Below are 23,993 nucleotides of genomic sequence, written 5' to 3'. Positions count from 1 at the left end.
GCGGCGCGGAGTCCGCGGCCCGACTCACGAGGCGATGGCGATCGTTTCGAGCGTTCTCGATCGCCAGTCGAGAACCGCAGTACGCATGGTCATCTGGCCGGCGAGGCGCGGAAACTCGGCGCGGATGACCTCGGCGGCGAAAGTCGACAGGAAGCGTGACTTGAGCTCGGCGCGCGCCCGATCGATACCGATTTCGTCGTAGGGTACCGAGGCCAGGAGCAGGAAGCCATCGTCGGGAATCCTGCCGGCCTGCATGTTCGCTTCGATGATTCCGGCGGCGCGGCGGATCGGAACGTCGAGGTGGGGGCTGTACGGACCGATGATCAGTGCGATGTTGGGGGTGTGCAGGAAGTCGAACCCCCTTCCCAGACAGATCATCCACTCGCGGTGCTCGATGTCGAGCAGGCGCTCGTTGCGACGGATCTGTGCGCGGACGGTCTCGATGTGCTCGAGATTCCCGTGAAGCAGCGGCAGCAGGTCTGCGCGCATCCGCGCGGGCATGTCCGGGAGCAGCGCAGCGAGCCGCAGTTCGAGCGTCGCGCGGTCGGCGGAGGTCAGCGTCGAAAGGTCGAGCCGGTCTCCGGCCGTCCCATGGATCACCAGAGCGTCTTCGTCGGTCTCGAAGCCGCAGACGAGCGGATAGACCGTGCCGTGGTCGGCACCGAAGATGTGCTCGATCTGGTGCCGGACCTCGTAGGTGTGGGCGATCGCCGCTCCCGTGTCGTACTGGAAGCCGGCGCAGCCTCGCCGCGGATCGCCCTGCGAGTAATGGTAGGTGACCAGGAAGACGACGTGCCGTCCGCTGCTGACCATCCGCTGCACGTGATGAGCGAGGACCTCGCCGAGATGAGGCCAGCCGAGGTCGAAGATCCCGCCGAGGTTCCGGAACGGCATCAGGATGCCCACCGGGGTGTTGGTGGCCACGGGAATGTTGATCCGGCCGTCCATGCACTTGAGTACGGCGATGGCGGTCGGGTGCTCGGCGAGATAGCGTTCGCGCGCCAGCCACGCTTCCGGGCTGCGGAAGATCGCGCCGTGCCGGTCGGCCAGGCCGAACAGCCAGTCGATGCGCTCCTCGATCGGCTTGCCGTGGATGTCCATATCGCGCGAGTCTCCTGACGGACCGACGATCGGCCGCTCGCAGGCGACAGGAGTCGCCGCCAGCGGGCGCGTCGGATCGCCGTCAGTATCCCCGGCGATGGCGTCGAGGTCAAATGCCGCGATGCCCGCCGGTCGCTGCCCGAGCCGCTCGAGCGCCTAGAGGATCATCCCTGCGGCGACCGTGTTGTTCGACGACTCATCGATGACGATGAACGCTCCGGTGCTCCGGCTCTCGGCGTAGGGGTCGACAAAGATCGGCTGTGCGAGCTTGAAGCTGACGCGCGCGATGTCGTTCATCACCAGCCTCTCGGCCGCCTGCTGCGCCATCGTGTTGACGTCCACGCGGTAGGCGACGCCGGCGAGCATCGCTTTGCTCTCGCGAGTCGTGTGCCGGATCAGATAGCGGCGGCGCGGTTCGAGCGGAGTCTCCGAGAGCCAGCAGAGCATCGCGTCGATCTGTCTGTTCACCTCGGGAAGCTCGGCGCTGCCGACGATCATGTCACCGCGCGACACATCGAGCTCGTCCTCGAGCAGCAGGGTCACCGATTGCTCGGCGATCGCCAGGGGAAGCGATTCGCCGCAGACCTGGATGTCGCGGACGCGAGTCTCGATCCCTGAAGGCAAGACCGTGACGCTGTCGCCGACGCGTATCTCGCCCGATTCGACACGGCCCATGAAGCCGCGGAAGTCGTGCAGCTCGCGGTTCGTCGAGTCCTGGGGACGGCAGACGTACTGGACCGGGAAGCGGAATTTTTCGACGTGCTCTCCGTGTATCGCCGGGACGCTCTCGAGGATCTCGAGCAGCGTCGGTCCTTCGTACCAGTCGAGGTTCTCTCCGCGATCGACGATCATGTCCCCGTGCAAGGCCGAAATCGGCACGAAGCGCACGTCGGCGAGGCCAAGCTGGCGCGCGAAGCCGCGATAGTCGTCACGGATTTGCCCGAAGGTCTGTCGCGAGTGGCCGACCAGGTCCATCTTGTTGATGGCGACGACGATGTGCGGGATGCCGAGCAGTTGCGCGATGTACGAATGACGGCGGGTTTGGGTCAGCATGCCCTTGCGCGCGTCGATCAGGATGATCGCCAGATCGGCGGTCGACGCGCCGGTGACCATGTTGCGCGTGTACTGCTCGTGCCCCGGCGCATCGGCGATGATGTACTTGCGCGTTCCGGTGCTGAAGTAGCGGTAGGCGACGTCGATGGTGATCCCCTGCTCGCGTTCGGCCTGCAAGCCGTCGGTGAGCAGCGATAGGTCGACGATCTCGAGGCCGCGCCTGGCCGAACTGCGCTGGATCGCCTGCAGCGTGTCGACGAGGATCGTCTTGGTGTCGAAGAGCAGGCGGCCGATCAGCGTGCTCTTGCCATCATCGACGCTGCCGCAGGTCAGGAAGCGCAGCAGGCCGTGGTCGGCAACGGCGCCAAAGGGGATCTTCTCGATCGCCGACATCAGAAATAGCCCTCCTTCTTGCGCTGCTCCATCGATGCCTCGGACGTCTGGTCATCGAGGCGCGTCGCGCCGCGCTCGGTGATCTTCGTGCTTGCCGTTTCGGCGATGATCTGCGCGACCGTGTCCGCCTCCGATTCGACGGGGGCGGTGCAGGTGATGTCACCGACGGTCCGGAAGCGCACCATCAGTTGCTCGATGGTCTCGCCGGCACGCGCCGGGGTCAGCCCGGTAATCGGCAGCAGCGCGCCGTGGCGGCGAACGACCGGCCGGCGATGCGCGAAATAGATCGACGGCAGCGCCAGCCTTTCGCGCTCGATGTACTGCCAGACGTCGAGTTCGGTCCAGTTCGAGATCGGAAAGACGCGCATGTTCTCGCCCTTGAAGCTGCGCGCGTTGTACAGGTCCCAGAGCTCGGGCCGCTGATTCTTCGGATCCCACTGGCCGAACTCGTCACGAAAGGAGAAGATGCGCTCCTTGGCCCGCGCCTTCTCTTCGTCGCGGCGCGCACCGCCGATGCACGCGTCGAAAGCGAATTCCTCGATCGCTTCGAGCAGGGTCACCGACTGATGCTTGTTCCGCGGCTCGTCCGGGGTCTTCAGGACGACCGTTCCACGGGCCATCGAATCCTCGACCGAGCGGACGATCAGCCGCTCGCCGAGTTCGGCGGCTCGGCGATCGCGGAACTCGATGACTTCGGGGTAGTTGTGCCCGGTGTCGATGTGCAGCAGCGGGAAGGGGAAGCGCCCCGGGCGAAACGCCTTTTCGGCAAGGCGCAGCATGCAGATCGAGTCCTTGCCGCCGGAGAAGAGGAGCGCCGGACTCGCGCATTGTCCGGCGACCTCGCGCATGATGTGAATCGCCTCAGACTCGAGCCAGTCGAGGTGGGAGAGGGTGATCCGGGGCAGCGTTGCTGGACTCATCGATGGACCGTCGTTCAGGAATTTCGGGGGCGTGCGACGTGCAGGCCGCACTCCTTGAGCTCGGGGTTTTCCCACCACCAGCGGCCGGCGCGGGTGTCTTCACCGGGAGTGACCGGACGCGTGCAGGGTGCGCAGCCGATGCTCGGGTAGAACCTGTCGTGCAGGGCGTTGTACGGTACCGAGCGGCTCCTGAGATACGCCCAGATTTCGCTCTCGCTCCACTCGCCGAGCGGGTTGAACTTGATCAGGCCGCCGTGAGCTTCGTCGACACTGCGCAGCGGCAGTCCCTCGCGGGTCGCCGACTGGCTGGCGCGCATCCCGGTGATCCACGCCTTGAGTCCCCCGAGCGCACGCTCGAGCGGCTCGACCTTGCGCAGGTAACAGCACTGCCGGCGCAGGTCGACCGACTCGTAGAAGGCGTTGACGCCGTGCTCGAGCGCGTACGCCTCGACGAGATCGTGACGCGGGAAGTAGACGCGCAGGGTGAGGCCGTAGTGTTTCCTGATCCGGGCGATCAGGTCATAGGTTTCCGCTGGAAGCCGGCCAGTGTCGATCGAGAAGATGCCGATCGGCAGCCCCGCGCGGACGATCAGATCGGTGAGCACCATGTCTTCGGCCCCGAGGCTGCTGGCCAGCGCTGCCGGGGAGAAGTCGTCGGCGATTTCCTGGAGCAGTGCGCTTGCGGCCTCGACGCGGGCGGCGAGAGTCTCGGGCAATGGCCGGTCGGCTGTTTGTCGCGCCGTGCTCATCCCGGTTCCCCGGCCAGACGGCGACGAAACAGCGGTCTTGGCTCGTCCGCGGCGGCCTGGTAGCTGTCGCTGAAGGTCTTCAGTGCGGGCAGAGCCTGCTCGAGACTGCGGTCGGCGCGCAAGGCGAAGGCGTTGATGCCGCAGCGGCGCATGGCGAACAGCTGGTCCTGCAGCACGTCGCCGATGGCCCTGATCTCGCCGACGAAGCGATGGCGTTCGCGCAACAGCCGGGCAGTCGAGCAGCCGCGGCCGTCGGTGAACCTGGGGAAATGAATGCCGATGACGCTGAACCGGCTGATGTCGCCGACGAGCGCTTCAGGTGCCTCGTCGCTGCGCAGCCAGACGCCGATCGGCTGGTTACGGGCGATGATCTCCTCGCGACGCTGCAGCCAGACGTTCAGCGGGAAGAGCACCAGTCCTTCGGGCAGCGTGATGTCCAAGGCGCTCTGTCCTTCGCCGAGGTCGGCGACCTGCCAGTCGTCCTCGACGATCGTCGCGTCGCGGATGATCCTAGGCATTGACCACCTCTCTTTCGTCCACCGGGGCCGGTGCGCTGCGCTGGCGGTCTCGCCGGGCGTAGGCACGGGTCTTGAACGGTTCGATCCCGATGCGCTGGAAGGTGTCGATGAACCGCTCTTCGGGTGTGCGCTGATCGAGGTAGACGGCGATCAGTGCCTCGATGATCCCGGGGATCTCACCGGCGCAGAACGACGGGCCGATCACCTTGCCGATCGTCGCGGCGTTTCCCTGCTGGCCGCCGATGGTGATCTGGTACCATTCCTCGCCATTCTTGTCGACGCCGAGAATCCCGATGTTCGCGACATGATGGTGGCCGCACGAGTTCATGCAGCCGGAGATGTTCAGCGATATGTCGCCAATGTCGTGGAGATAATCGAGATTGTCGAAGGTCTCGTGAACCGCTGCGGCGATCGGTACCGACCGGGCGTTGGCCAGCGCACAGAGGTCGCCGCCCGGGCAGCAGATCATGTCGGTGAGCAGTCCGATGTTCGGTGTCGCCAGGCCGTTCTGCCGGGCAATCTGCCAGACTTCATACAGATCGCGCTGCCTGACGTCGGCGAGAACGAGATTCTGTTCGTGCGTCACGCGCAACTCGCCGAGACTGAAGCAGTCGGCGAGATCGGCCACGGCGATCATCTGGACGTCGGTGATGTCGCCGGGAGGCTTTCCGGGCGCCTTCAGCGACAGGGTCACCGCCGCGTAACCCGGCATACGGTGTCGCTGGACGCAGCGTCCGAGCCAGTTGGCGAACGCGCGGTTGCTCTTGGCCTGCGCCGTGGGCCACGGGTCGTCGGCGGGCAGCACCTCCCATGCTGGCGGAGCGAAATGCCCGGCAAGGCGCTCGAACTCCTCGTCAGGCACGGTCGTCGGCCCATCCCTGAAATGTGACCATTCGTCGTCGACCTGTCTTCTGAACTCGTCGATGCCGAGAGCCTGGACGAGGATCTTGATGCGCGCCTTGTACAGGTTGTCACGGCGGCCATAGCGATTGTAGAGGCGAAGGATTGCTTCGACGTAGGAGAGCAGGTGGCGACGTGGCAGAAATTCATTGACCACCTTGCCGAGCATCGGCGTCCGCCCGAGACCTCCGCCGACGAAGACGCGGAAGCCTGTCTCGCCGTGCTCGTCGCGGACCAGGTCGAGACCGATGTCGTGGACGCGGATGACCGCCCGGTCGCTCGCCGCGGCGTTGACGGCGATCTTGAACTTCCGCGGCAGGAAAGCAAACTCCGGGTGGAAAGTCGACCACTGGCGGAGGATCTCGCAGTAGGGGCGCGGATCAGCCAGTTCGTCGGGGGCGACGCCGGCGAGGGCGTCGGTGGTGATGTTGCGCACGCAGTTGCCGGAAGTCTGCACCGCGTGCATCTGCACGCTCGCCAGTTCGCCGAGGATCTCGGGAGTCTGCTCGAGCTGCGGCCAGTTCAGCTGCAGGTTCTGGCGCGTCGTGAAGTGCCCGACACCGCGGTCGTAGCGCTGCGAGATCTCGGCGAGCTTGCGCAACTGCTTCGACGACAGCAGGCCGTAGGGAATCGCGATGCGCAGCATCGGGCCGTGGCGCTGGATGTACAGCCCGTTCTGGAGCCGGAGCGGCCTCAGCTCGTCGGCCGAAAGCTCGCCGGCGAGATGGCGGGAAATCTGATCCCGATACTGGGCGACACGCTCGTCGATCATCCGTTGATCAGTCGGGTCGTAGCGGTACATGCTTCGCTCCATGAACAGTTCGGCTGCGCCAGCCGCGTTTCCCGTGGCTGGTTCGAGGCGTCATCCGGACCGTTCAGGGATTTTCGAAGGACCGCTCCGGAGAGACGGATGACGCGGCGCAGCAATCAAGGCCGGCGCATGGTAGCAGCTGCCGTTTGATCCAAAAAGACGATTCGGTTAGATTGTTATAACCTTTGGAGCTTTTCGATCATGAAACTTCAGCAGCTTCGTTATCTAGTCGAAGTGGCCCGCCGAGGTCTCAACGTGTCCGAGGCCGCGGAGACTCTGTACACCTCACAGCCCGGCATCTCGAAGCAGATCAGGTTGCTCGAGGACGAACTCGGGGTCACGGTCTTCGAGCGCGGAGGAAAGCGACTGACCGCGATCACCCAGCCGGGGCGGGTGGTGCTCGAAATCGCCGAGCGGATCCTCCGCGACGCCGAGAACATCCGCCGGGTGGGCGAGGAGTACGCTGCCGGCGACTCGGGCAGCCTGATCATCGCCACGACGCATACCCAGGCGCGCTATGCGTTACCGGCGGTCGTCAAGAGCTTCGTCGACCGGCATCCGAAGGTCCGTCTGTCGTTGCATCAGGGACACCCGGTTCAGATCGCCGAACTGACTTCCAAAGGCGAGGCCGACATCGCCATCGCCACCGAGGCGCTCGACCAGTACCCGCAACTGGTCATGCTGCCCTGCTACCAGTGGGCGCATTGCGTCATCGCGCCCGACGGCCATCCGATCCTTGTCGAAAGACCGCTCTCGCTCCACGCCCTTTCGCGCTGGCCGCTGATCACCTACGACCCCGCGTTCGCCGGTCGCTCCAGGATCAACCGGGCCTTCGAACTCGCTCAATTGACGCCGAACGTGGTGCTCACCGCGATCGACGCCGACGTGATCAAGACTTACGTCGGTCTCGGCCTCGGGCTCGGGATCATTGCCCGAATGGCTTTCGATCCGACACGCGACGCCGGTCTGCAGGCGATCGACGCCGAGACGCTGTTCGGGTTGAACACGACCCGAATCGGACTGCGCCGCGGCATGCACATCCGCCGCTATGAGTACGATTTCATTGAGCTTTTCGCCCCCCATCTGACGCGGAAGGCGGTCGACATGGCGATGTCCGGTGCGCGACCGGCCGACGAATACGAGCTCTGAAGGCTGGTGACGCAGGGCGCCGGGGCGGGGAGACGGAGGCGCGCTTCCTGTGCCGTTCGCCGGTCGCCGCGGAGATCCTCCCGGAAGGAGCCAGTCGATCTACTTGACGACCAGCACCGGCAGATCGGTCAGATGGATGACCCGGCTGGTCACCGAGCCGAGCAGGATGCCGGCGACGGAGCCGCGTCCGCGAGCTCCGAGGACGATCAGATTGCATTTCTGCTCGCGGGCGAACTGGACGATCGTCTGCGCCGGCTCGCCGACGAGGACATGATGCGAGCAGGCGAGCCCCGCCGCTTCAACCCGGGTGATCGCTTCGGCCAGCGCCGCGTCGCCGGCGTCGCTGTGGTAGTCCCGGATCACCGAGCTGTCCAGGAAACGGGAGACGTCCGATGGCAGCGGCGCCTGGACATTGACGAGCTGGATCTTCGGACGGACGACGTTGCTGCCCAGTTCACGAATGACGTGGTCGACGGCGCGCAATGCGTGCGCCGATCCGTCGACGGCGATCAGCCATGTTGCACTCACTTGACCTCTCCTTCGCTGGCCGGCTCGGGCGCGGGCGCAGACAGCTCGATCGCCGGATGCGGGGCGCGTTGGCGGCTGGCCAGCCATTTGCCGATCAACACGACGAGCAGCGCGCCGGCTGCCGATACCAGCAACGTCGTGTGCGGGATCAGATTGCGCCAGTCCTGCGGAAAACCTGGGTCGGTGACCAGCATTCCCCCGCCGATCCAGCCGAGCAGGGCGCCGCCGGCCGTGATGACGACCGGAAAGCGGTCCATCAGGGCCAGGACGAGCTTGCTCCCCCAGACGACGATCGGGATCGACACGACGATGCCGAAGACGACCACGACGATCGAGCCGTGGGCCGCAGCCGCCACGGCGATCACGTTGTCCAGACTCATCACCGCGTCGGCGATGATGATCGTCCGGATCGCCCCGAGCAGCGTGCTGCTCTGCTGTAGGCTGCCGTGGGCGTCCTCGTGTTCGGGGAGGACGAGCTTGACGCCGATCCAGACCAGCAGCAGTCCGCCGACGATCTTGAGATAGGGGATCGCGAGAAGCTGCAGCGCGAAGTAGATCAGCACGACGCGCAGCGCGATCGCACCGAACACGCCCCAGGTGATGGCCTGGTTGCGCTGGGTGTCGGGCAGCTTGCGGCAGGCGAGCGCGATGACAACGGCGTTGTCGCCGCCGAGCAGGATGTCGATGGTGATGATCTGGAGTACGGAGATCCAGAAGACCGGAGAAGCGAGATCAGGCGTCAAGACCGTTCCTCCGTGTGAGACGGGCCAAAGGCCTGTTCTTGTCCAGTGGCCTCGCCGGGCGTCGCTGGCGTTCTCTGCCGACGCTCAGCGCCTCATCCCGCCCACGCCCTGTCGGGGATGACGCCGGATTATCGCACAACCCGGCGAAGAAGCGGCGCAACGGCGACGCAGTGGATCGTCGTACCCAGATCGGCGGGTCGCCGGCCTAGAGCAGTTCGAGTGGCGGCGTCAGGCCCTGGCCAGTCAGCGACTGGCTGCCCTGGACCGCAGTCTGGCCGAGCTTGGCGAGCACTCTGTTCGCCTCGCGCAGACGGTCGAGTACGCGGCTTAGCAGGACCCGGTGGAAACGCTCGCGGAGTTCGTCGGAGCTCAGCTCGAGTGCGGCGCTGTTGACCTCCAGGAAAAGCGTCGCTTCGAGGGTCACGACGGTCGCCTGGCGCTTGGTGTCGGTCGGATGGAGGAAGGCCATTTCCCCGACCACCTCGCTCGGCCCGAGGCGGCAGATCACTCGTCCATTGGTCGACACCTCGACGAAGCCGTCTACGATCACCCCAAACTTGCGGTGACTGTCTCCCTCGCGGATCAGGGTCATTTTCTCGGACAGTTCGCGCCAGACGCTGATGCGCAGGACTTCCCACAGCTCGACGTCCTCGAAGGCGGCGAAGAACTCGAGCTTGCGGAGGCGCTCGAAGTGGTTCTGGTCGCGCTCGACCTGATTCTCGTCGACCATCTGGTAGCGCACCGCCGAAAGATCCTTGGCGAACTCGGCGCCGTTGCGGTAACGGCTGTAGAGGTCCTTTTCGAGAGCCTTCCTGATGATCGGGTCGAGTCCGGGGGGGAGGTTCGGGTTCAGCGCGCAGACCGATGGCGAGTCCATATTGACGATCTTGTAGACCAGTGTTGCCGGGTTGGTCGCGCGGAAAGGCAGTCGCCCGGTGAGCAACTGGAAGAGCAGTACGCCGAGCGAATAGAGGTCGGTCTTGTGGTTCAGCGGGTAATTCTTCACCTGCTCGGGCGACATGTAAGCTGGCGAGCCGACCCCCATCACGAAGGTCGAGTCCGTGCCCATGTCCTTTCGCAGGTTGAGGCCCAGTCCGAAGTCGGTGATTTTCGGGTTGTCGTTGGCGTCGATCAGGATATTGGCCGGCTTGATGTCACGATGCACGATCCCCTGGCGGAAGGCATGGTCGAGTGCCAGGCAGCACTTGAAGATGATCCCGATGACCCGGTGCATCGGCAACAGGCGATTGATCGCGCAGTACTTGTCGAGACCGGTGCCGTCGACGAACTCCATGACCAGATACGCCTGATCGGCTTCGACGACCGCATCGTAGATCCTGACGATGTTCGGGTGGTCGAGGCGCCTGCCGATCGCGCCTTCGGTCTGAAAGAGCTTGCGCAGGCGGCGGGACATCGCCGCGTTTTCCTCGCTGAAGCGGATCAGCTTGATGGCCACCTGTCGGTCGAGGTCCGGATCGTGGGCGAGGTAGACCATCGCCGTCGCGCCCTTGCCCAGGGAGCGGATCACTTCATACTTGCCGATCTTGTCCACCATTCGTAGACGACTTCCGTTGACCCACAGCCAAAGCATGGATGCTAGCAGCAGAAGGCCGCAGCGGGCAGAAAAATTGGTCTCGCCTGATACAGCGTTCGCCCAGAGGCACTCAACCGGTCCTTGAAATGGCCGAACGTGCCCCAAACTCTAAGCCGTTTTTGAGGAGAACCGATCCATGCACGCAAACGACACTTCGCCAGACCGACAGAATGCTCCAGCGCACGAACCCGAGATCGGTGCAGCTCCCGCCGATAGGCAATCCAGCGAGGCCCCTGAGGCGGCCGTTGCTGCCGCACCCGTTGCCGAACAGGCTCCTCGTGGCGAGGACCTCCTGCGCGAGGCGCAAGCCAAGGCCGACGAGTATCGTGATCTCTGGCTGCGCGCCCGGGCCGAAACCGAGAACGTGCGGCGGCGGGCTCAGGAGGACATCGCCAAGACCTCGAAGTTCGCGATTGACCGGTTTGCCGGTGATCTCCTGCCGGTCAAGGACAGTCTCGAAGCGGCGCTGGCGGCCGATGCGCCGAGTATCGACAGCCTACGCGCGGGGACGGAGCTGACCCTGAAGCAGCTGATTGCGGCATTCGAGAAGTCGGCGCTGACGGAGGTCAATCCGCTCGGTGCGAAGTTCGACCCGCATCAGCACCAGGCAATCAGCGTCGTCGCGTCGGAACAGGAGCCGAATACCGTGGTGACCGTGCTGCAGAAGGGCTACCTGCTCGCTGGCCGCGTGCTGCGTCCAGCACTCGTGATCGTCGCCAGGGCGGGCGCTTGAAATCGCTGTTCGAGCCCCAAGCTAGGCTTCATTCACAGGCCTGCCGCCCAGCGCGGAACTGACCGAAGACAACGACACACTGAAAGGATCACGAGATGGGAAAAATCATCGGCATCGACCTCGGGACGACCAACTCCTGCGTGGCGATCATGGAGAACGCGAAGCCAAAGGTCATCGAGAACTCCGAGGGGGCGCGGACGACGCCTTCGATCGTCGCCTACGCCGACGACGGTGAAATCCTCTGCGGTGCGCCGGCCAAGCGTCAGGCAGTAACCAACCCGAAGAACACCTTGTATGCGATCAAGCGACTGATCGGTCGCCGCTTCCAGGAAAAGGAGGTGCAGAAGGACATCTCGCTGATGCCCTTCCGGATCATCAAGGCGGACAACGGCGACGCGTGGGTCGAAGTGCGTGGCAAGAAGATCGCGCCGCCGCAGGTTTCTGCCGAGGTTCTGCGCAAGATGAAGAAGACCGCCGAGGACTACCTGGGTGAGGAAGTGACCGAGGCGGTGATCACCGTTCCGGCGTACTTCAACGACAGTCAGCGCCAGGCAACCAAGGACGCGGGGCGGATCGCCGGTCTCGAGGTCAAGCGGATCATTAACGAGCCGACCGCTGCCGCCTTGGCTTTCGGCATGGACAAGAAGCAGGGTGACAAGAAGATCGCCGTCTACGATCTCGGTGGCGGCACCTTCGACATCTCGATCATCGAGATCGCCGAGGTCGAGGGCGAGCACCAGTTCGAAGTGCTGTCGACCAATGGCGATACCTTCCTCGGTGGGGAGGACTTCGACCAGCGCCTGATCGACTACATCATCGACGAATTCCGCAAAGAGTCGGGAGTCAATCTCAAGGCCGACGTTCTCGCGCTGCAGCGACTCAAGGACGCTGCCGAGAAGGCCAAGATCGAGCTCTCCTCGAGTCAGCAGACCGAGATCAATCTGCCCTACATCACCGCCGACGCATCGGGTCCGAAACACCTGACGCTGAAGATCACCCGCGCGAAGTTCGAGTCGCTGGTCGACGACCTGATCGAACGGACGATCGAACCGTGCCGGATCGCACTCAAGGATGCAGGCTGCCGGGTCGGCGACATCAACGACGTAATCCTTGTCGGTGGTCAGACGCGGATGCCGAAGGTGCAGGACAAGGTCAGGGAGTTTTTCGCTCGCGAACCTCGTCGCGACGTCAATCCCGACGAAGCCGTCGCCGTCGGAGCGGCCATTCAGGGCGGTGTCCTCCAGGGTGAGGTCAAGGACGTCCTGCTGCTCGACGTGACGCCGTTGTCGCTGGGGATCGAGACGCTCGGCGGCGTGATGACCAAACTGATCAAGAAGAATACGACGATCCCGACCAAGGCGACGCAGGTTTTTTCGACGGCCGACGACAATCAGTCGGCGGTGACGATCCACGTGCTGCAGGGCGAGCGCGAGATGGCTTCGGGTAACAAGAGCCTCGGCCAGTTCAACCTGGCCGACATCCCGCCGGCGCCGCGCGGCATGCCGCAGATCGAAGTGACCTTCGACATCGACGCGAACGGGATTCTGCACGTCTCGGCGAAGGACAAGGCGACCGGCAAGGAGAACCGCATCCGGATCCAGGCGTCGTCAGGTCTTTCCGAAGCCGAGGTCCAGCGGATGGTTCAGGACGCCGAAGTGCACGCCGAGGAGGACCGCAAGGCACACGAACTGGCCGAAGCGCGCAACCAGTGCGACGCGACGATCCACACGGTGAGGAAGTCGCTCACCGAGTACGGCAAGGAACTCTCCGACGGCGAGAAGGCGAAGATCGAGAAGGCGATCAAGGAAGCCGAGGAATCGATCCGCGGCAACGACCTCGAGGCGATCCGGGCAAAAAGCGAGGCGCTCGGCACGGCTGCGCAGAAACTCGGCGAGAAGATGTACGCGCAGCACCAGGAGCACTCCGCGCACTCGGGTCCGGGAGGCGGAGCCGGGGGGGGCGAGGCGAAGAAGGACGACAGCGACGTCGTCGACGCCGAGTTCACCGAGGTCAAGGACAAGAAGTAGGCATTCTCCGGTGGGGGCGGAGCGTATAATCGCGCCTCGCTTCCGCCCTTCCAGTTGCTCGAGAACCGATGGCCAAACGAGACTTCTACGACGTTCTGGGTGTCAATCGCGATGCCTCGGACGACGACATCAAGAAAGCCTACCGCAAGCTGGCGATGAAGTACCATCCGGACCGCAATCCGGACAACCCGAGAGCCGAGGAACACTTCAAGGAAGTCAAGGAAGCGTACGAGATCCTGTCCGACGAGGACAAGCGTGCGGCCTATGACCAGTACGGTCACGCGGGAGTCGATCCGCAAGCCGGCATGGGGGCTGGCGGCGCAAGCAGCTTCTCGGATGCCTTCGGGGGTATCTTCGACGAGATCTTCGGTGGGCGGCGGGGCGGACGGTCGAATGTCTATCGTGGCGCCGACCTGCGCTACAACCTCGAGATCACGCTCGAACAAGCGGCCTTCGGTACCGAAACCAAGATCCGCATCCCGACGATGGATGTCTGCGATGCCTGCCATGGCAGCGGCGCGAAGGCCGGGACGCAGCCGAAGAATTGCCCGACGTGTCAGGGCAGTGGTCAGGTTCGCCTGCAGCAGGGCTTCTTCTCGATCCAGCAGACCTGCCCCAAGTGCCACGGAACCGGGCGCTTCATCGCCGATCCATGCACTACCTGCCACGGGGCGGGGCGCGTCAAGCAGCACAAGACGCTGGCCGTCAAGATCCCGGCGGGCGTAGACGAGGGCGATCGGATACGGCTTTCGGGCGAGGGCGAACACGGCGTCAATGGCGGCCCGCCGGGGGACCTCTACGTGCAGGTCCATCTGAAGCCGCATGCGGTCTTCCAGCGCGAGCAGAACGATCTGCACTGCGAGATGCCGATCAGCTTCGCCACCGCTGCCCTTGGCGGTGAAATCGACATTCCGACCCTCGACGGTGTGGCCAAGATCCGCGTTCCCGCCGAAACCCAGTCGGGCAAGGTCTTCCGTTTGCGTGGCAAGGGCATCAAGGGGGTGCGCAGTCAGGCGCACGGCGACCTGCTCTGTCATGTGGTCGTCGAGACGCCGGTGCATCTGACCGAGCGGCAGAAGGAACTGCTCCGCGAGTTCGAGGAATCGAGTCGCGAAAACGCAGCTCAGCACAATCCGCGCGCCAAGTCCTGGATGGACCGGGTGCGCGAGTTCTTCGCCGCAACCTGAGAGGTTGTCGAGAAATCGTCGCGAGCAGGCCGGGATGTCCGGCGCGAGCGAGCGAACGACCGGACCTGTCCGATAGATGGGCGAGAAGTGAGCGAGTGAGCAACGCCGCAGATCGGTAGCACAGCAGATTCATGCCCAACCCCTGAAGACAAGCCCGCCGTCACCGGTGTCCCTGCAGCGCCGGAATGCTTTCGCCGACTGACGGCTGTAAGGCGAGCGTCAGCATCCCCGGCGATCATCATCGCTCTCGGCCTCCGGTCGTTGACCGCTGGGGCGCTGCTGACAGGGGGAGTTCGGATGAGGCGTGCGAAGGTCTGTCTGCTTGCTTTCCTATGCTGGGTGACCATGGTGCTCGCCGGAGAGGTTGGCGTTACCGACAACAGCGTGCTGATCGGGATGAGCGCACCGTTTTCGGGTCCGAACGGCGCCTATGGTCTGGACATGAAGTCGGTGATCAACGGCTATTTCCGGCAGATCAACGACTCCGGCGGCATTCACGGGAGGCGTCTCGAACTGCGCGCGCTCGACGACGGTTACGAGACCGAGCGAACGGTGGCCAACGCCCGTGCGCTGATCGCGCAGGAAAAGGTTTTCGCGTTGCTCGCCTTCTATGGATCGAGTCCGACGACGATGGCGATGAACGAGGTGTTCGGTCCGGCCAGGGTGCCTCTGGTCGGAACGATCTCGGGCGCCGACAGTCTGCGTCAGTCGCCGAAGGAGAACCCCAACAACCGCTACATGTTCAATGTTCGGGCGAGCTACGCAAACGAGACCGAAGCGATCGTCAATCAGCTCGTCTCGCTGGGCTTCCGGAACATCGCGGTGCTCTATCAGAACGATGGGTTCGGCAAGTCGGGTCTCGATGGCGTCGTCGCCGCGCTCAGGAAACACAACCAGGCTCCCTCGGCGGTAGCCACCGTCGAACGGAATTCGGTCGACGTCAGTCAGGCCGTCCGGACCATCGCCGCGGCCAATCCCCAGGCGGTGATCATGGTGACGCTGTACAAGCCGACCGCGGCCTTCGTGCGCGCGATGCGCAAGGCCAATCAGAAGCCGCAGTTCATGACCCTCTCGCCGGTCGGTGCCGATCTGCTCGTCCAGGAACTCGGCGATGAGGCTCGCGGAATCGGCATCTCGCAAGTGATGCCTTACCCGTGGAACGACACCACGCCGCTGGTCCGCGACTACCAGAAACTCCTCGGCAAACAGGGCAGGGCCTCGTACTACGGCCTCGAGGCGTACGTGATGGCCAGGATCTTCGTCGATGCCCTGCGCAAGTCGGGCAAGGAGCCGACGCGAGAGAAGCTGGTGAGCAGTCTCGAAGCGATGCAGAACCACGACCTCGGCGGCTACCGGATCAGCTTCTCGCCGACCGACCGCCTCGGCTCGCGCTTCGTCGACCTGACGGTGATCGGCAGCGGCGGACGCGTGCTGCGCTGAACGGCGGGAGGCCCGGCCCAAGCCGCCGAGTTCAAATCGTCCGGGAGTGCTTCACGCGCGACGCCAACTCGTGCCCCGGGCGCTGTCTTCGAGGACGACCCCGGCGGCGAGCAGCGCGGCGCGAATCCGGTCTGCTTCGCCGTAGTCCTTGCGCCGTTTGGCTGCGCTCCGCTCGTCGATCAGCGCCTCGATGCGTTCGGCGGACCATTCGCCGGCATCCGGCGAGGCGGCCTGGAAGAAATCCTGGGGATCCCGGGCGAGTAGGCCGAGCAGACCGGCGAGCCAGCGCAACCGGCCAGCGAGCGTTGCCGAACGGCTGCGGTTGACCACTCCGGCGAGGTCGAAGAGGACCGCGGCGGCTTCCGGGGTATTGAAATCGTCGTCCATTGCCTGGCGGAAGCGCTCAGCATACGGGTCGTCCCAGTCCGGCCGGACTTCTTCGGGCGGCACGCTGCGCAAGGCGTTGTAGAGCCGGCTCAGCGCCTGTCGCGAGTCGTCGAGATGGGCGTCCGAGTAGTTGAGCGGGCTCCGGTAATGTGCGCGGAGGATGAAGAAGCGCAGCACTTCGGGGTCGTATCGCTTGAGAATCTCCCGGATCGTGAAGAAGTTGCCGAGAGACTTGGACATCTTCTCGTCGTCGACGCGGACGAAGCCGTTGTGCATCCAGTAGTTGACGAACGGGCCGCGGTTCGCTCCTTCGGACTGGGCGATCTCGTTCTCGTGGTGCGGGAACTGCAGGTCCTGCCCCCCACCGTGGATGTCGAAGTGCGCGCCGAGCAGGTGCGAACTCATCGCCGAGCACTCGATGTGCCAGCCGGGGCGCCCGTCGCCCCACGGTGAAGGCCAACTCGGCTCCCCCTCACGAGCCCGCTTCCAGAGCACGAAGTCGAGCGGATCGTGCTTGGCTTCGTCGACCTCGACGCGCTCGCCAGCGCGCAGGTCGTCGAGTGACTTGCCCGAGAGTTTCCCATACCCAGCAAACTTGCGCACCGCGAAGTTCACGTCGCCGCCGGCGGCTGGGTAAGCGAGGCCATTCTGCTCCAGACGTCCGATCAGTTCGAGCATCTGCGGAACGTATTCGGTTGCCCTGGGTTCGTGGTCCGGCTTCTCGACCCCAAGTGCGGCGGCGTCCTCGTCCATGAAGCGGATGAAGCGCCCGGTCAGCGCGCTGAGGCTCTCGCCGTTCTCCCGGGCACGCCGGATGATCTTGTCGTCGATGTCGGTGATGTTCCGGACGTAACAGACCTGCAGGCCGCTGGCTCGCAACCAGCGCTGGACGATGTCGAAAACGACCAGCACGCGCGCATGGCCGAGATGGCAGTAGTCGTAGACGGTCATCCCGCAGACGTACATGCGCGCGCTGCCGGGAGTGATCGGAATGAAGGGTCGCTTCTCCCGGGTCAGGGAGTCGTAGATCTTGAGCATGGGCGGGCGAACGGCGAAGCCGCTCCAACAGGGGTGCCGCGGAGTTTCACGGCGTGCAGGTCCTTCCTGCTAGAATCGCACTCTTTCGTGACGTTGAGTGCCGTTCGGCCGAGTATATCATGATGCGCTCGATCTCTCTGGCGCCCTGGCCGGGGCGCGCGGCTGCGCTGTTTGCCGGCTTCTTTCTCGGCTGCTCGTCGCCGCTGCTCCTGGCCGACGATCTGAGCGATGCGCAGCGCCTGAGCCGACAGGGCCACCCGGCGCTTGCCCTCGAAAAGATCGACACCTTCCTCGCCGGCAAGCCCGATGATGCCCAGGCGAGGTTCGCGCGCGCTTTGCTACTCATCGAACTCGGCCGCTCGCCCGAGGCGATCGAGGTGTTCAGCAAACTGATCGAGGATTATCCCGAACTTCCAGAACCGTACAACAACCTGGCCGTCCTCTACGCGCAGCAGAGGCAGTACGACAAGGCACGCACGGCGCTCGAGATGGCCATCCGCGTCCAGCCGCGCTACGCGACGGCGCACGAGAACCTTGGTGACGTCTATGTGCGGCTCGCCGGCCAGGCCTACGACAAGGCCATCCAGATCGACCCGGCGCGCAGGCAGACCCAGACGAAACTCGCCAGACTCCGCGAAATCGGCAGTGCTGCCGCGGGCGGCGGGCTGCGTACGGCTGGCGAGACGGGCCTGGCCGGCGGTCCGCAGGCGGCGGCTTCCACGGCGCGCGGGCCGGAGGTCGACGCTGCGGCGGCCCCTGCTTCACCGGCGGATGAGTCCGCCGTTCTCAAGGCGCTCGAGGGCTGGGCCAACGCCTGGTCGCGCAAGGACACGCGGGCCTACTTCGCGTACTATTCGGCCGACTTCCGGCCGCCGCGCGGGCTTTCGCGCAAGGCGTGGGAGACGGAGCGGACGCGTCCGATGCACAAGCCGGGCAAGATCTCGGTCGAAGTCGAGGAGGTTCGGGTATCGTTCTCCGGTGACAAGGCGACGGTCCGCTTCAGGCAGAATTTCTCGTCACCCGCGCTCAAGTCGTCGGTGATCAAGACGCTGGTTTTCGGGAAGTCGAGGGGTCGCTGGCTGATCGAGCAGGAGCGGATCGGTTGACCGTGCGGCAGCGGCGGGCCCTGGCGGCCCTGGGGAAGCGTTATCGGCCTGTGCAGCGGCCGTTGTTTCATGGAGGAGTGGTCTGATGGACTGGAAGGAATTCGTCCTCACCGCCGGCGTGTTGCTTCCGCTTGCCGGCATCGCCGCGCCGAGCGTCGAACTGCAGACGAGTATGGGGCGGATCGTCATCGAACTCGATTCGCAGAAGGCCCCGAAGACCGTCCAGAACTTCGTCCAGTACGTCAATGAAGGATTTTACAGCGGTACGGTCTTCCATCGCGTGATCCCGGGTTTCATGATCCAGGGCGGCGGCTTCACCGTCGACCTGCAGCAGAAGTCGACCACGCGGCGCGTCGAGAACGAGGCCAGGAACGGCCTCAAGAACCAGCGGGGTACGGTGGCCATGGCGCGCACCGCCGATCCGAATTCGGCGAGTTCGCAGTTCTTCATCAACCACCGCGACAACGCGTCGCTCGATTACCCGTCGCCCGATGGCTGGGGCTACGCAGTGTTCGGCAAGGTCAGCGAAGGAATGGACGTCGTCGACCGGATCGCCAGGGTGAGTACCGGCAGCCGCGCGATGCTCGAAAACGTTCCGGTCGAAGCCGTGGTCATCCAGTCGGCAAGAATTCTCCCCGAGAAAGGCAAACCATGATCAGGCTGCACACCACCTTCGGCGTCATCGGCATCGAACTCGACGCCGCCAGGGCGCCGCTGACCGTTCGCAACTTCCTCGATTACGTCGAGGCCGGGCACTACGACAACACGATCTTCCACCGCGTGATTCCCGGATTCATGGTCCAGGGCGGCGGCTTCGAGCCGGGCATGAAACAGAAACCGTGCGGTCAGCCGATCCACAATGAGGCCGACAACGGCCTGAAGAACGACGCCTATACGATCGCCATGGCGCGGACAGCTGACCCGCATTCGGCGACCGCACAGTTCTTCATCAACGTCGTGAACAACGACTTCCTCAACTACCGGGCGGCCAACGCGCAGGGCTGGGGCTATTGCGTCTTCGGCAAGGTCGTCGAAGGGACCGAGGTTGTTGACCGGATCAAGTCGGTCAGAACCAGGACCGCGGGGTTCCATGGCGACGTCCCGGTCGAGGATGTGCTGATCACTCGTGCCGAAGTCTGCTGAAGCCCGTCGATCGGGCTGCCCGGGCGACCTTTGATCCTCTTCGTATCCGACCTGCACCTGTCGCCAGCGACGCCAGCGGTCACCCACCTGTTCGTCGACTTCCTCGCCGGACGGGCACGAGCCGCCGAGCGGCTGTTCATCCTCGGCGATCTCTTCGAAGCGTGGCCCGGTGACGACTGTCTCGAAGACGGCGAGGATTTGTTGGCCGCGACGGTCGTCGGCGCGCTGCGCGAAGTCGTCGGCAGCGGCGTCGAGGTGTCGCTCCTCCACGGCAACCGCGATTTTCTGCTTGGTGAAGGTTTTGCGGCGCGTAGCGGCGTCCGACTGTTGCCTGACCCGTTCGTCCTCTCGCTGCCCACCTGGCAGTTCGTCCTCTCGCACGGCGATGCGCTGTGCATCGATGACACCGATTACCAGACCTTCCGGGCGATGGTCCGCCAGGAGGCGTGGCAGAAGGCTTTCCTGGCCAGACCCCTGGCCGAACGGCGGGCGATCGCGATGGCCGTGCGCGAGCAGAGCGAAGTGGCCAAGCGTGGGAAGGCCGGCTATCTGATGGACGTCAATCTCGGTGCGACCGAGGACTTCCTCCGCGCCAACGGTTACGCGACGCTGATCCACGGTCACACGCATCGCCCGGCGATGCACGAGCACATCGTCGACGGCATCGCCGTCGAGCGCTGGGTGCTCGCCGATTGGAGCCACACGCGCGGCGAGTGCCTTTGCTGGGACGGCGAGCAACTCCTCCGCGAGTCGCTCGTCCCGCAGCCGGCGACCTGACGGCGGCCCGGGCGGGGTCAGGCGCCTGCCGCGGGGTAGGGGTGGAGCACGTTCAGCGCGATGCTCTGCCCCGACGGCTGGACGATGCGCACGTGTTCGCGGCGAAGCTCGCGCGCGTGGTGTAGCCCACACGAATGGGCGATCATCTCGACCTCGCGATTCATGTTCCGGCAATACGCCGCGACTCGTCCGGCCTTGTCCTCGACGACCAGGCCGCGCTGCAGGCGCGGGTCGTGCGTCGTAATGCCGGTCGGACAGGTGTTCGCATGGCAGCGCAGTGCCTGAATACAGCCGAGCGAAAACATGAAGCCGCGCGCCGTATTCACGAAGTCTGCGCCCGCGGCCAGGGCCCAGGCGACTCGCGCCGGGGTGACCAGTTTGCCCGAGGCGATCAGCCTGACCCGCTCCCTGAGCCCGCTGGCGATCAGCGCGTCGGCGACCAGCGGCAGCGCCTCGTCGATCGACAGCGCCATGTGGTCGGCGAGCGCCTGAGGCGCCGCGCCGCTCCCGCCCTCGCCGCCGTCGATAGTCAGGAAGTCCGGCGCGGCGGCGATGCCGCGGCGGCGGATCGCGGCGGTCAGCTCCTCCATGAAGCGCTCGCCGCCGATCGCCGTCTTCACGCCGACCGGCTTGCCGGTGATCTCGCGGATGTGCGCGACTCGGTCGAGCAGTTGGTCGGCGTCGGCGATGTCACGGTGGCGGTTCGGGCTCAGCGAATCCTGCCCCTGGGCTATTCCGCGGATCGCGGCGATTTCTGCAGTGACCTTGTTGCCGAGCAGCACACCGCCCTTGCCGGGTTTGGCTCCCTGGGAAAGCTTGATCTCGAAGGCACGGACCGTCTCGTGCGCGGCGAGCTCACGCAGGCGCTCGTCCGAGAGGAGCCCATTGGCGTCGCGCACGCCGTACTTGGCGGTGCCAATCTGGAAGATGATGTCGCAGGCACCCTCGAGATGGTAGGGCGAGAGACCGCCTTCGCCGGTATCCATCCAGCAGCCGGCAGCCGCCGCGCCCTTCGACAACGCGCGCACGGCCGGGCGCGAAATCGCCCCGAAGCTCATCGCGCTGACATTGACCAGCGAGCGGCCGACGAACGGGGTCCGACAGAAGCCTTCGCCGATGACCACCGGCGGGGTCACCTGCTGCTCCTCATCGAGCACCGGAAACGGCGCATTGGCGAAGACCAGTGCACCTGTTTCGTGGATGCGGTAGGTCGAGCCGAAGCCGATGATCCCGCCTTCGTTCTTGGCCATCCGGTAGACCCAGCTGCGCGTCGCCCGGTCGAAGGGCATTTCGTCGCGGTCACCGAGGAAGAAATACTGCCGGAAGTACTCGCCGAGGCGCTCGAACCAATAGCGCAGGTGACCGACCAGCGGGAAGTTGCGCAGGACTGCGTGCTTCTCCTGGGTGACGTCCTGGACGTAGAGATAGATCAGGGAGCCGATGAACGCCGCAGCGACGAGGACGCCGAGGGTAGTCAGGAGGAGGTCGGGCATGGCTGGCTTCCGGTAGTGCTAGAATGAATTGGTTGCTAGTGTACGGGAATTGCCATGAGCTTTGCAGCGATGCTCCAGGCCGAGATCGAGCGCAACGTCGCCAGTGCGCTCGCCGAAGACATCGGCAGCGGCGACCTGACCGCGCAGCTCGTCCCAGCCGACCAGGTCGGTCGGGCGAGGGTGATCGCCCGCGAGGAGGCGATTCTCTGCGGTTGCGCCTGGTTCGAGCGTTGCTTCGCGCGAATCGACCCGACGATCGCCGTCGTCTGGAAAGCTCTGGATGGGCAGCGTGTGGCCGCGGATCAACTGCTCTGCGAGATCGAAGGCCCGGCACGCGGACTGCTGACCGGCGAACGCACGGCGCTCAATTTCCTGCAACTGCTTTCCGGCGTCGCCACGAAAGCGGCGCAGTACGCCGAACGGGTCGCCGGAACGCGCGCCAGCGTCGTCGACACCAGGAAGACGATCCCGGGTCTGCGCCTCGCCCAGAAGTACGCCGTGCGTTGCGGCGGTGGCAGCAACCACCGCCTCGGTCTCTACGACGGCATCCTGATCAAGGAGAACCACATTCTCGCTGCCGGTGGAATCCCCGGCGCGCTCGCCGAAGCCAGGCGGGTCGCCGAGGCCGCCGAAGACCGCTGCGAGTTCGTGCAGATCGAGGTCGAGAACCTCGCCGAGCTGCAGCAGGCGCTCGGCGCGGGGGCTCAAATGGTCCTGCTCGACAACATGAGCCTCGCCGAGTTGCGCGAGGCGGTCGCCCTCAATGCCGGGCGGGCGATCCTCGAGGCCTCGGGGAACGTCAGTCTCGACACCGTACGGGCGATTGCCGAAACCGGCGTCGACCGCATCTCGGTGGGTGGTCTGACCAAGGACGTCCGCGCGCTCGATCTGTCGATGCGCTTCGGCGCCGGCTGATCACCGTCTTCCCGATCGTCCGCGCCGGCGTCATCGGGTCGGCCGCCTGACGCAAGCGCCGGCGGCTGATTCGCTGGCCTGGACATTCCGACGAAGCCGGCGGCGACTACTGGAGAAGTCGTATAATCAGTAGCACAATGCGCGCCGAAGACGCATCGGTCGTGACCGAGGCAGGTGGAGAGAGGGTGTCTGGATGTTATTTGCGCTGTTCTACGTACTGGCGATCACGATTCTGGTGATGCACTTCACCGGTTTTCTAGAGAGATACAATCTCGAGTGGCTGATCTACTTGCTCGCTGCAGCGGTCTTCCCGGCAGTCATCTTCCTCTAGGGGCCACTGAGCGGTCGACCTCGAAGTTCAACCGGGCCGTGCCTCGGCGCTGAGGGTGCCCGTGGCTGTTCGGGGATCGGGGCCCCAAACTTCGGGCAAGCCATCGGTGTGCAGACGGGGACGAACAGGCGCGGCAAGCTGCGGCTCGGCGACGATGAATCCGGCACGCTGCAGTCGAGAGGGTCCAGGTTTCCCGGAACGCGGCACCAGGCCGCTGAAGTGGCTTCGCCCACCGATCGAGTGGTCTCCATCGGGCGTGGCCAAACGACCGCGCAGCGCCTGCGTCCGTGCTCGACTCGCTGGGTAATCAGCAAGACAAATGCCTGATCTTCACGGGGTTGGCGGCACGGGTTGACCATCCTTCAGACGATCGCGCAGGCTCTCGAGGACTCCACAGGGACGCGCGCCGACGTGTTCTTCCCCGAGATGGTTTGGCGGGGCATTGGCAGTTGCACGAAAGGTCTCCAGCGGAGCGTCGTAACAGACGAGCGGCTCGAACCGTTCCACGATCCGTGCCGGCGGGCCATGCCGGGCATCGTCGAGGCTGGCTCTCGCGGCCAAGCCTGACGACGCTCGCGCGAGCTGGCACCGCCTCAACGCTGGCCAACGCCCACTGCCGAGCACTCCGGATCTCACTCGAGTCCGGCGCAACGCAGGACGCGAACAGCCTCCCGATATCCAGGCGCTTGGGGGGCGTTGACGCGCTCGCCCCGGACAGCTACAATTCGAATTCTTGCAGGAACGGAGCCGCGTCGATGTCAGCCTGGCTGTCAGCGTCGCCGGCCTCGGCTGGCGGTTCAGCAAGTCGCCGTCCGGTCCTGTCTTGCCGCGGGGTGGAGCAGTCTGGCAGCTCGTCGGGCTCATAACCCGAAGGTCACAGGTTCAAATCCTGTCCCCGCAACCAGTTCTTTAACAAGTAGGCGACCGATAGGTGTGGGTTTTTGGTCTGGTGGTGGG

The 23,993-nt window shown here is 64.9% G+C and carries 22 protein-coding genes and 1 tRNA gene; 12 read left to right on the top strand and 11 right to left on the bottom strand.

What is annotated here, in order from left to right; all coding sequences use genetic code 11:
- Nucleotides 1-24 precede the first annotated feature (24 nt).
- The 6 genes from NFW05_RS18360 to NFW05_RS18335 form a co-directional block, all read right to left on the bottom strand.
- A complete protein-coding gene (locus NFW05_RS18360; protein WP_295310229.1) occupies nucleotides 25-1,101 on the bottom strand; it encodes a carboxysome shell carbonic anhydrase domain-containg protein in 1,077 nt (358 codons plus the stop codon).
- 156 nt (nucleotides 1,102-1,257) lie between these two features.
- Nucleotides 1,258-2,547, bottom strand: coding sequence for a sulfate adenylyltransferase subunit CysN (cysN, locus tag NFW05_RS18355; RefSeq protein ID WP_295310227.1), 1,290 nt, complete (start codon nucleotides 2,545-2,547; stop codon nucleotides 1,258-1,260).
- Nucleotides 2,547-3,467: a sulfate adenylyltransferase subunit CysD gene (gene cysD, locus NFW05_RS18350; RefSeq protein ID WP_295310225.1), complete on the bottom strand. Its 921-nt coding sequence runs from the start codon at nucleotides 3,465-3,467 to the stop codon at nucleotides 2,547-2,549. The genes cysN and cysD overlap by 1 nt, the downstream gene beginning before the upstream one ends.
- A gap of 14 nt (nucleotides 3,468-3,481) precedes the next feature.
- The gene (locus NFW05_RS18345) at nucleotides 3,482-4,216 is read right to left on the bottom strand and encodes a phosphoadenylyl-sulfate reductase (protein ID WP_295310223.1); all 735 of its coding nucleotides are present in this window, start codon (nucleotides 4,214-4,216) and stop codon (nucleotides 3,482-3,484) included.
- Nucleotides 4,213-4,734 (bottom strand): DUF934 domain-containing protein, encoded by a 522-nt coding sequence (locus NFW05_RS18340; protein ID WP_295310221.1) that lies wholly within the window; start codon nucleotides 4,732-4,734, stop codon nucleotides 4,213-4,215. Before NFW05_RS18340 ends, NFW05_RS18345 begins: the two co-directional genes overlap by 4 nt.
- A complete protein-coding gene (locus NFW05_RS18335; RefSeq protein WP_295310219.1) occupies nucleotides 4,727-6,436 on the bottom strand; it encodes a nitrite/sulfite reductase in 1,710 nt (569 codons plus the stop codon). Before NFW05_RS18335 ends, NFW05_RS18340 begins: the two co-directional genes overlap by 8 nt.
- A 210-nt stretch (nucleotides 6,437-6,646) precedes the next feature.
- Here NFW05_RS18335 and cysB point away from each other — a divergent pair, with 210 nt between their 5' ends.
- On the top strand, nucleotides 6,647-7,594 hold the full coding sequence (cysB, locus tag NFW05_RS18330; RefSeq protein ID WP_295310217.1) for an HTH-type transcriptional regulator CysB: 948 nt from the start codon (nucleotides 6,647-6,649) through the stop codon (nucleotides 7,592-7,594).
- A gap of 99 nt (nucleotides 7,595-7,693) precedes the next feature.
- Here the strand turns inward: cysB and NFW05_RS18325 are convergent, their stop codons facing one another.
- The 3 genes from NFW05_RS18325 to NFW05_RS18315 form a co-directional block, all read right to left on the bottom strand.
- Complete coding sequence (locus NFW05_RS18325; RefSeq protein ID WP_295310215.1) at nucleotides 7,694-8,122, bottom strand: universal stress protein; 429 nt, start codon at nucleotides 8,120-8,122, stop codon at nucleotides 7,694-7,696.
- Nucleotides 8,119-8,865, bottom strand: a complete 747-nt coding sequence (locus NFW05_RS18320; protein ID WP_295310213.1) for a TerC family protein — start codon at nucleotides 8,863-8,865, stop codon at nucleotides 8,119-8,121. The genes NFW05_RS18325 and NFW05_RS18320 overlap by 4 nt, the downstream gene beginning before the upstream one ends.
- A 205-nt stretch (nucleotides 8,866-9,070) precedes the next feature.
- On the bottom strand, nucleotides 9,071-10,420 hold the full coding sequence (locus NFW05_RS18315; RefSeq protein WP_295310211.1) for a serine/threonine-protein kinase: 1,350 nt from the start codon (nucleotides 10,418-10,420) through the stop codon (nucleotides 9,071-9,073).
- Nucleotides 10,421-10,595: 175 nt separating this feature from the next.
- Between NFW05_RS18315 and grpE the strand changes: the two genes are divergently transcribed.
- The 4 genes from grpE (at nucleotide 10,596) to NFW05_RS18295 (ending at nucleotide 15,846) form a co-directional block, all read left to right on the top strand.
- Nucleotides 10,596-11,192, top strand: coding sequence for a nucleotide exchange factor GrpE (gene grpE, locus NFW05_RS18310; protein ID WP_295310209.1), 597 nt, complete (start codon nucleotides 10,596-10,598; stop codon nucleotides 11,190-11,192).
- A 95-nt stretch (nucleotides 11,193-11,287) separates the two neighbouring features.
- A complete protein-coding gene (dnaK, locus tag NFW05_RS18305; protein WP_295310207.1) occupies nucleotides 11,288-13,219 on the top strand; it encodes a molecular chaperone DnaK in 1,932 nt (643 codons plus the stop codon).
- Between the two features lie 68 nt (nucleotides 13,220-13,287).
- Complete coding sequence (dnaJ, locus tag NFW05_RS18300) at nucleotides 13,288-14,406, top strand: molecular chaperone DnaJ (RefSeq protein ID WP_295310205.1); 1,119 nt, start codon at nucleotides 13,288-13,290, stop codon at nucleotides 14,404-14,406.
- A 297-nt stretch (nucleotides 14,407-14,703) separates the two neighbouring features.
- Nucleotides 14,704-15,846: an ABC transporter substrate-binding protein gene (locus NFW05_RS18295; protein WP_295310204.1), complete on the top strand. Its 1,143-nt coding sequence runs from the start codon at nucleotides 14,704-14,706 to the stop codon at nucleotides 15,844-15,846.
- A gap of 51 nt (nucleotides 15,847-15,897) precedes the next feature.
- Here NFW05_RS18295 and cysS read toward each other — a convergent pair whose 3' ends face one another.
- On the bottom strand, nucleotides 15,898-17,271 hold the full coding sequence (cysS, locus tag NFW05_RS18290; RefSeq protein WP_295310202.1) for a cysteine--tRNA ligase: 1,374 nt from the start codon (nucleotides 17,269-17,271) through the stop codon (nucleotides 15,898-15,900).
- A gap of 119 nt (nucleotides 17,272-17,390) precedes the next feature.
- On the opposite strand from cysS, the gene NFW05_RS18285 reads away from it, so the two are divergent.
- The 4 genes from NFW05_RS18285 to NFW05_RS18270 all read left to right on the top strand — a co-directional run bounded on the left by NFW05_RS18285 (nucleotide 17,391) and on the right by NFW05_RS18270 (nucleotide 20,297).
- Complete coding sequence (locus NFW05_RS18285) at nucleotides 17,391-18,377, top strand: tetratricopeptide repeat protein (RefSeq protein WP_295310200.1); 987 nt, start codon at nucleotides 17,391-17,393, stop codon at nucleotides 18,375-18,377.
- Nucleotides 18,378-18,462: 85 nt separating this feature from the next.
- A complete protein-coding gene (locus tag NFW05_RS18280) occupies nucleotides 18,463-19,032 on the top strand; it encodes a peptidylprolyl isomerase (RefSeq protein ID WP_295310198.1) in 570 nt (189 codons plus the stop codon).
- Entirely contained in the window at nucleotides 19,029-19,520 is a 492-nt protein-coding gene (locus tag NFW05_RS18275) for a peptidylprolyl isomerase (RefSeq protein ID WP_295310196.1), read from the top strand. Before NFW05_RS18280 ends, NFW05_RS18275 begins: the two co-directional genes overlap by 4 nt.
- A 30-nt stretch (nucleotides 19,521-19,550) precedes the next feature.
- The gene (locus NFW05_RS18270) at nucleotides 19,551-20,297 is read left to right on the top strand and encodes a UDP-2,3-diacylglucosamine diphosphatase (protein WP_295310194.1); all 747 of its coding nucleotides are present in this window, start codon (nucleotides 19,551-19,553) and stop codon (nucleotides 20,295-20,297) included.
- Between the two features lie 17 nt (nucleotides 20,298-20,314).
- Here NFW05_RS18270 and NFW05_RS18265 read toward each other — a convergent pair whose 3' ends face one another.
- Nucleotides 20,315-21,790: an FMN-binding glutamate synthase family protein gene (locus NFW05_RS18265; protein WP_295310192.1), complete on the bottom strand. Its 1,476-nt coding sequence runs from the start codon at nucleotides 21,788-21,790 to the stop codon at nucleotides 20,315-20,317.
- Nucleotides 21,791-21,844: 54 nt separating this feature from the next.
- Between NFW05_RS18265 and nadC the strand changes: the two genes are divergently transcribed.
- The 3 genes from nadC to NFW05_RS18250 all read left to right on the top strand — a co-directional run bounded on the left by nadC (nucleotide 21,845) and on the right by NFW05_RS18250 (nucleotide 23,940).
- Nucleotides 21,845-22,705: a carboxylating nicotinate-nucleotide diphosphorylase gene (nadC, locus tag NFW05_RS18260; RefSeq protein WP_295310190.1), complete on the top strand. Its 861-nt coding sequence runs from the start codon at nucleotides 21,845-21,847 to the stop codon at nucleotides 22,703-22,705.
- A gap of 193 nt (nucleotides 22,706-22,898) precedes the next feature.
- A complete protein-coding gene (locus NFW05_RS18255; RefSeq protein ID WP_295310188.1) occupies nucleotides 22,899-23,036 on the top strand; it encodes a hypothetical protein in 138 nt (45 codons plus the stop codon).
- Between the two features lie 827 nt (nucleotides 23,037-23,863).
- Nucleotides 23,864-23,940: transfer RNA gene (locus NFW05_RS18250), tRNA-Met, on the top strand.
- Nucleotides 23,941-23,993 lie beyond the last annotated feature (53 nt).

The organism is Accumulibacter sp. (genome assembly GCF_023806625.1).
GTDB lineage: Bacteria > Pseudomonadota > Gammaproteobacteria > Burkholderiales > Rhodocyclaceae > Accumulibacter.
The sequence above is the reverse complement of the archived record's forward strand: the minus strand, read 5'-3'. Positions and strand labels throughout refer to the sequence as shown.

What these genes read in the sequence shown, in the direction of transcription:
- NFW05_RS18360 (WP_295310229.1), bottom strand. Translation starts at nt 1,101, where the DNA reads ATGGACATCCACGGCAAGCCGATCGAGGAGCGCATCGACTGGCTGTTC.
- cysN (WP_295310227.1), bottom strand. Translation starts at nt 2,547, where the DNA reads ATGTCGGCGATCGAGAAGATCCCCTTTGGCGCCGTTGCCGACCACGGC.
- cysD (WP_295310225.1), bottom strand. Translation starts at nt 3,467, where the DNA reads ATGAGTCCAGCAACGCTGCCCCGGATCACCCTCTCCCACCTCGACTGG.
- NFW05_RS18345 (WP_295310223.1), bottom strand. Translation starts at nt 4,216, where the DNA reads ATGAGCACGGCGCGACAAACAGCCGACCGGCCATTGCCCGAGACTCTC.
- NFW05_RS18340 (WP_295310221.1), bottom strand. Translation starts at nt 4,734, where the DNA reads ATGCCTAGGATCATCCGCGACGCGACGATCGTCGAGGACGACTGGCAG.
- NFW05_RS18335 (WP_295310219.1), bottom strand. Translation starts at nt 6,436, where the DNA reads ATGTACCGCTACGACCCGACTGATCAACGGATGATCGACGAGCGTGTC.
- cysB (WP_295310217.1), top strand. Translation starts at nt 6,647, where the DNA reads ATGAAACTTCAGCAGCTTCGTTATCTAGTCGAAGTGGCCCGCCGAGGT.
- NFW05_RS18315 (WP_295310211.1), bottom strand. Translation starts at nt 10,420, where the DNA reads ATGGTGGACAAGATCGGCAAGTATGAAGTGATCCGCTCCCTGGGCAAG.
- grpE (WP_295310209.1), top strand. Translation starts at nt 10,596, where the DNA reads ATGCACGCAAACGACACTTCGCCAGACCGACAGAATGCTCCAGCGCAC.
- dnaK (WP_295310207.1), top strand. Translation starts at nt 11,288, where the DNA reads ATGGGAAAAATCATCGGCATCGACCTCGGGACGACCAACTCCTGCGTG.
- dnaJ (WP_295310205.1), top strand. Translation starts at nt 13,288, where the DNA reads ATGGCCAAACGAGACTTCTACGACGTTCTGGGTGTCAATCGCGATGCC.
- NFW05_RS18295 (WP_295310204.1), top strand. Translation starts at nt 14,704, where the DNA reads ATGAGGCGTGCGAAGGTCTGTCTGCTTGCTTTCCTATGCTGGGTGACC.
- cysS (WP_295310202.1), bottom strand. Translation starts at nt 17,271, where the DNA reads ATGCTCAAGATCTACGACTCCCTGACCCGGGAGAAGCGACCCTTCATT.
- NFW05_RS18285 (WP_295310200.1), top strand. Translation starts at nt 17,391, where the DNA reads ATGATGCGCTCGATCTCTCTGGCGCCCTGGCCGGGGCGCGCGGCTGCG.
- NFW05_RS18280 (WP_295310198.1), top strand. Translation starts at nt 18,463, where the DNA reads ATGGACTGGAAGGAATTCGTCCTCACCGCCGGCGTGTTGCTTCCGCTT.
- NFW05_RS18275 (WP_295310196.1), top strand. Translation starts at nt 19,029, where the DNA reads ATGATCAGGCTGCACACCACCTTCGGCGTCATCGGCATCGAACTCGAC.
- NFW05_RS18265 (WP_295310192.1), bottom strand. Translation starts at nt 21,790, where the DNA reads ATGCCCGACCTCCTCCTGACTACCCTCGGCGTCCTCGTCGCTGCGGCG.
- nadC (WP_295310190.1), top strand. Translation starts at nt 21,845, where the DNA reads ATGAGCTTTGCAGCGATGCTCCAGGCCGAGATCGAGCGCAACGTCGCC.
- NFW05_RS18255 (WP_295310188.1), top strand. Translation starts at nt 22,899, where the DNA reads ATGTTATTTGCGCTGTTCTACGTACTGGCGATCACGATTCTGGTGATG.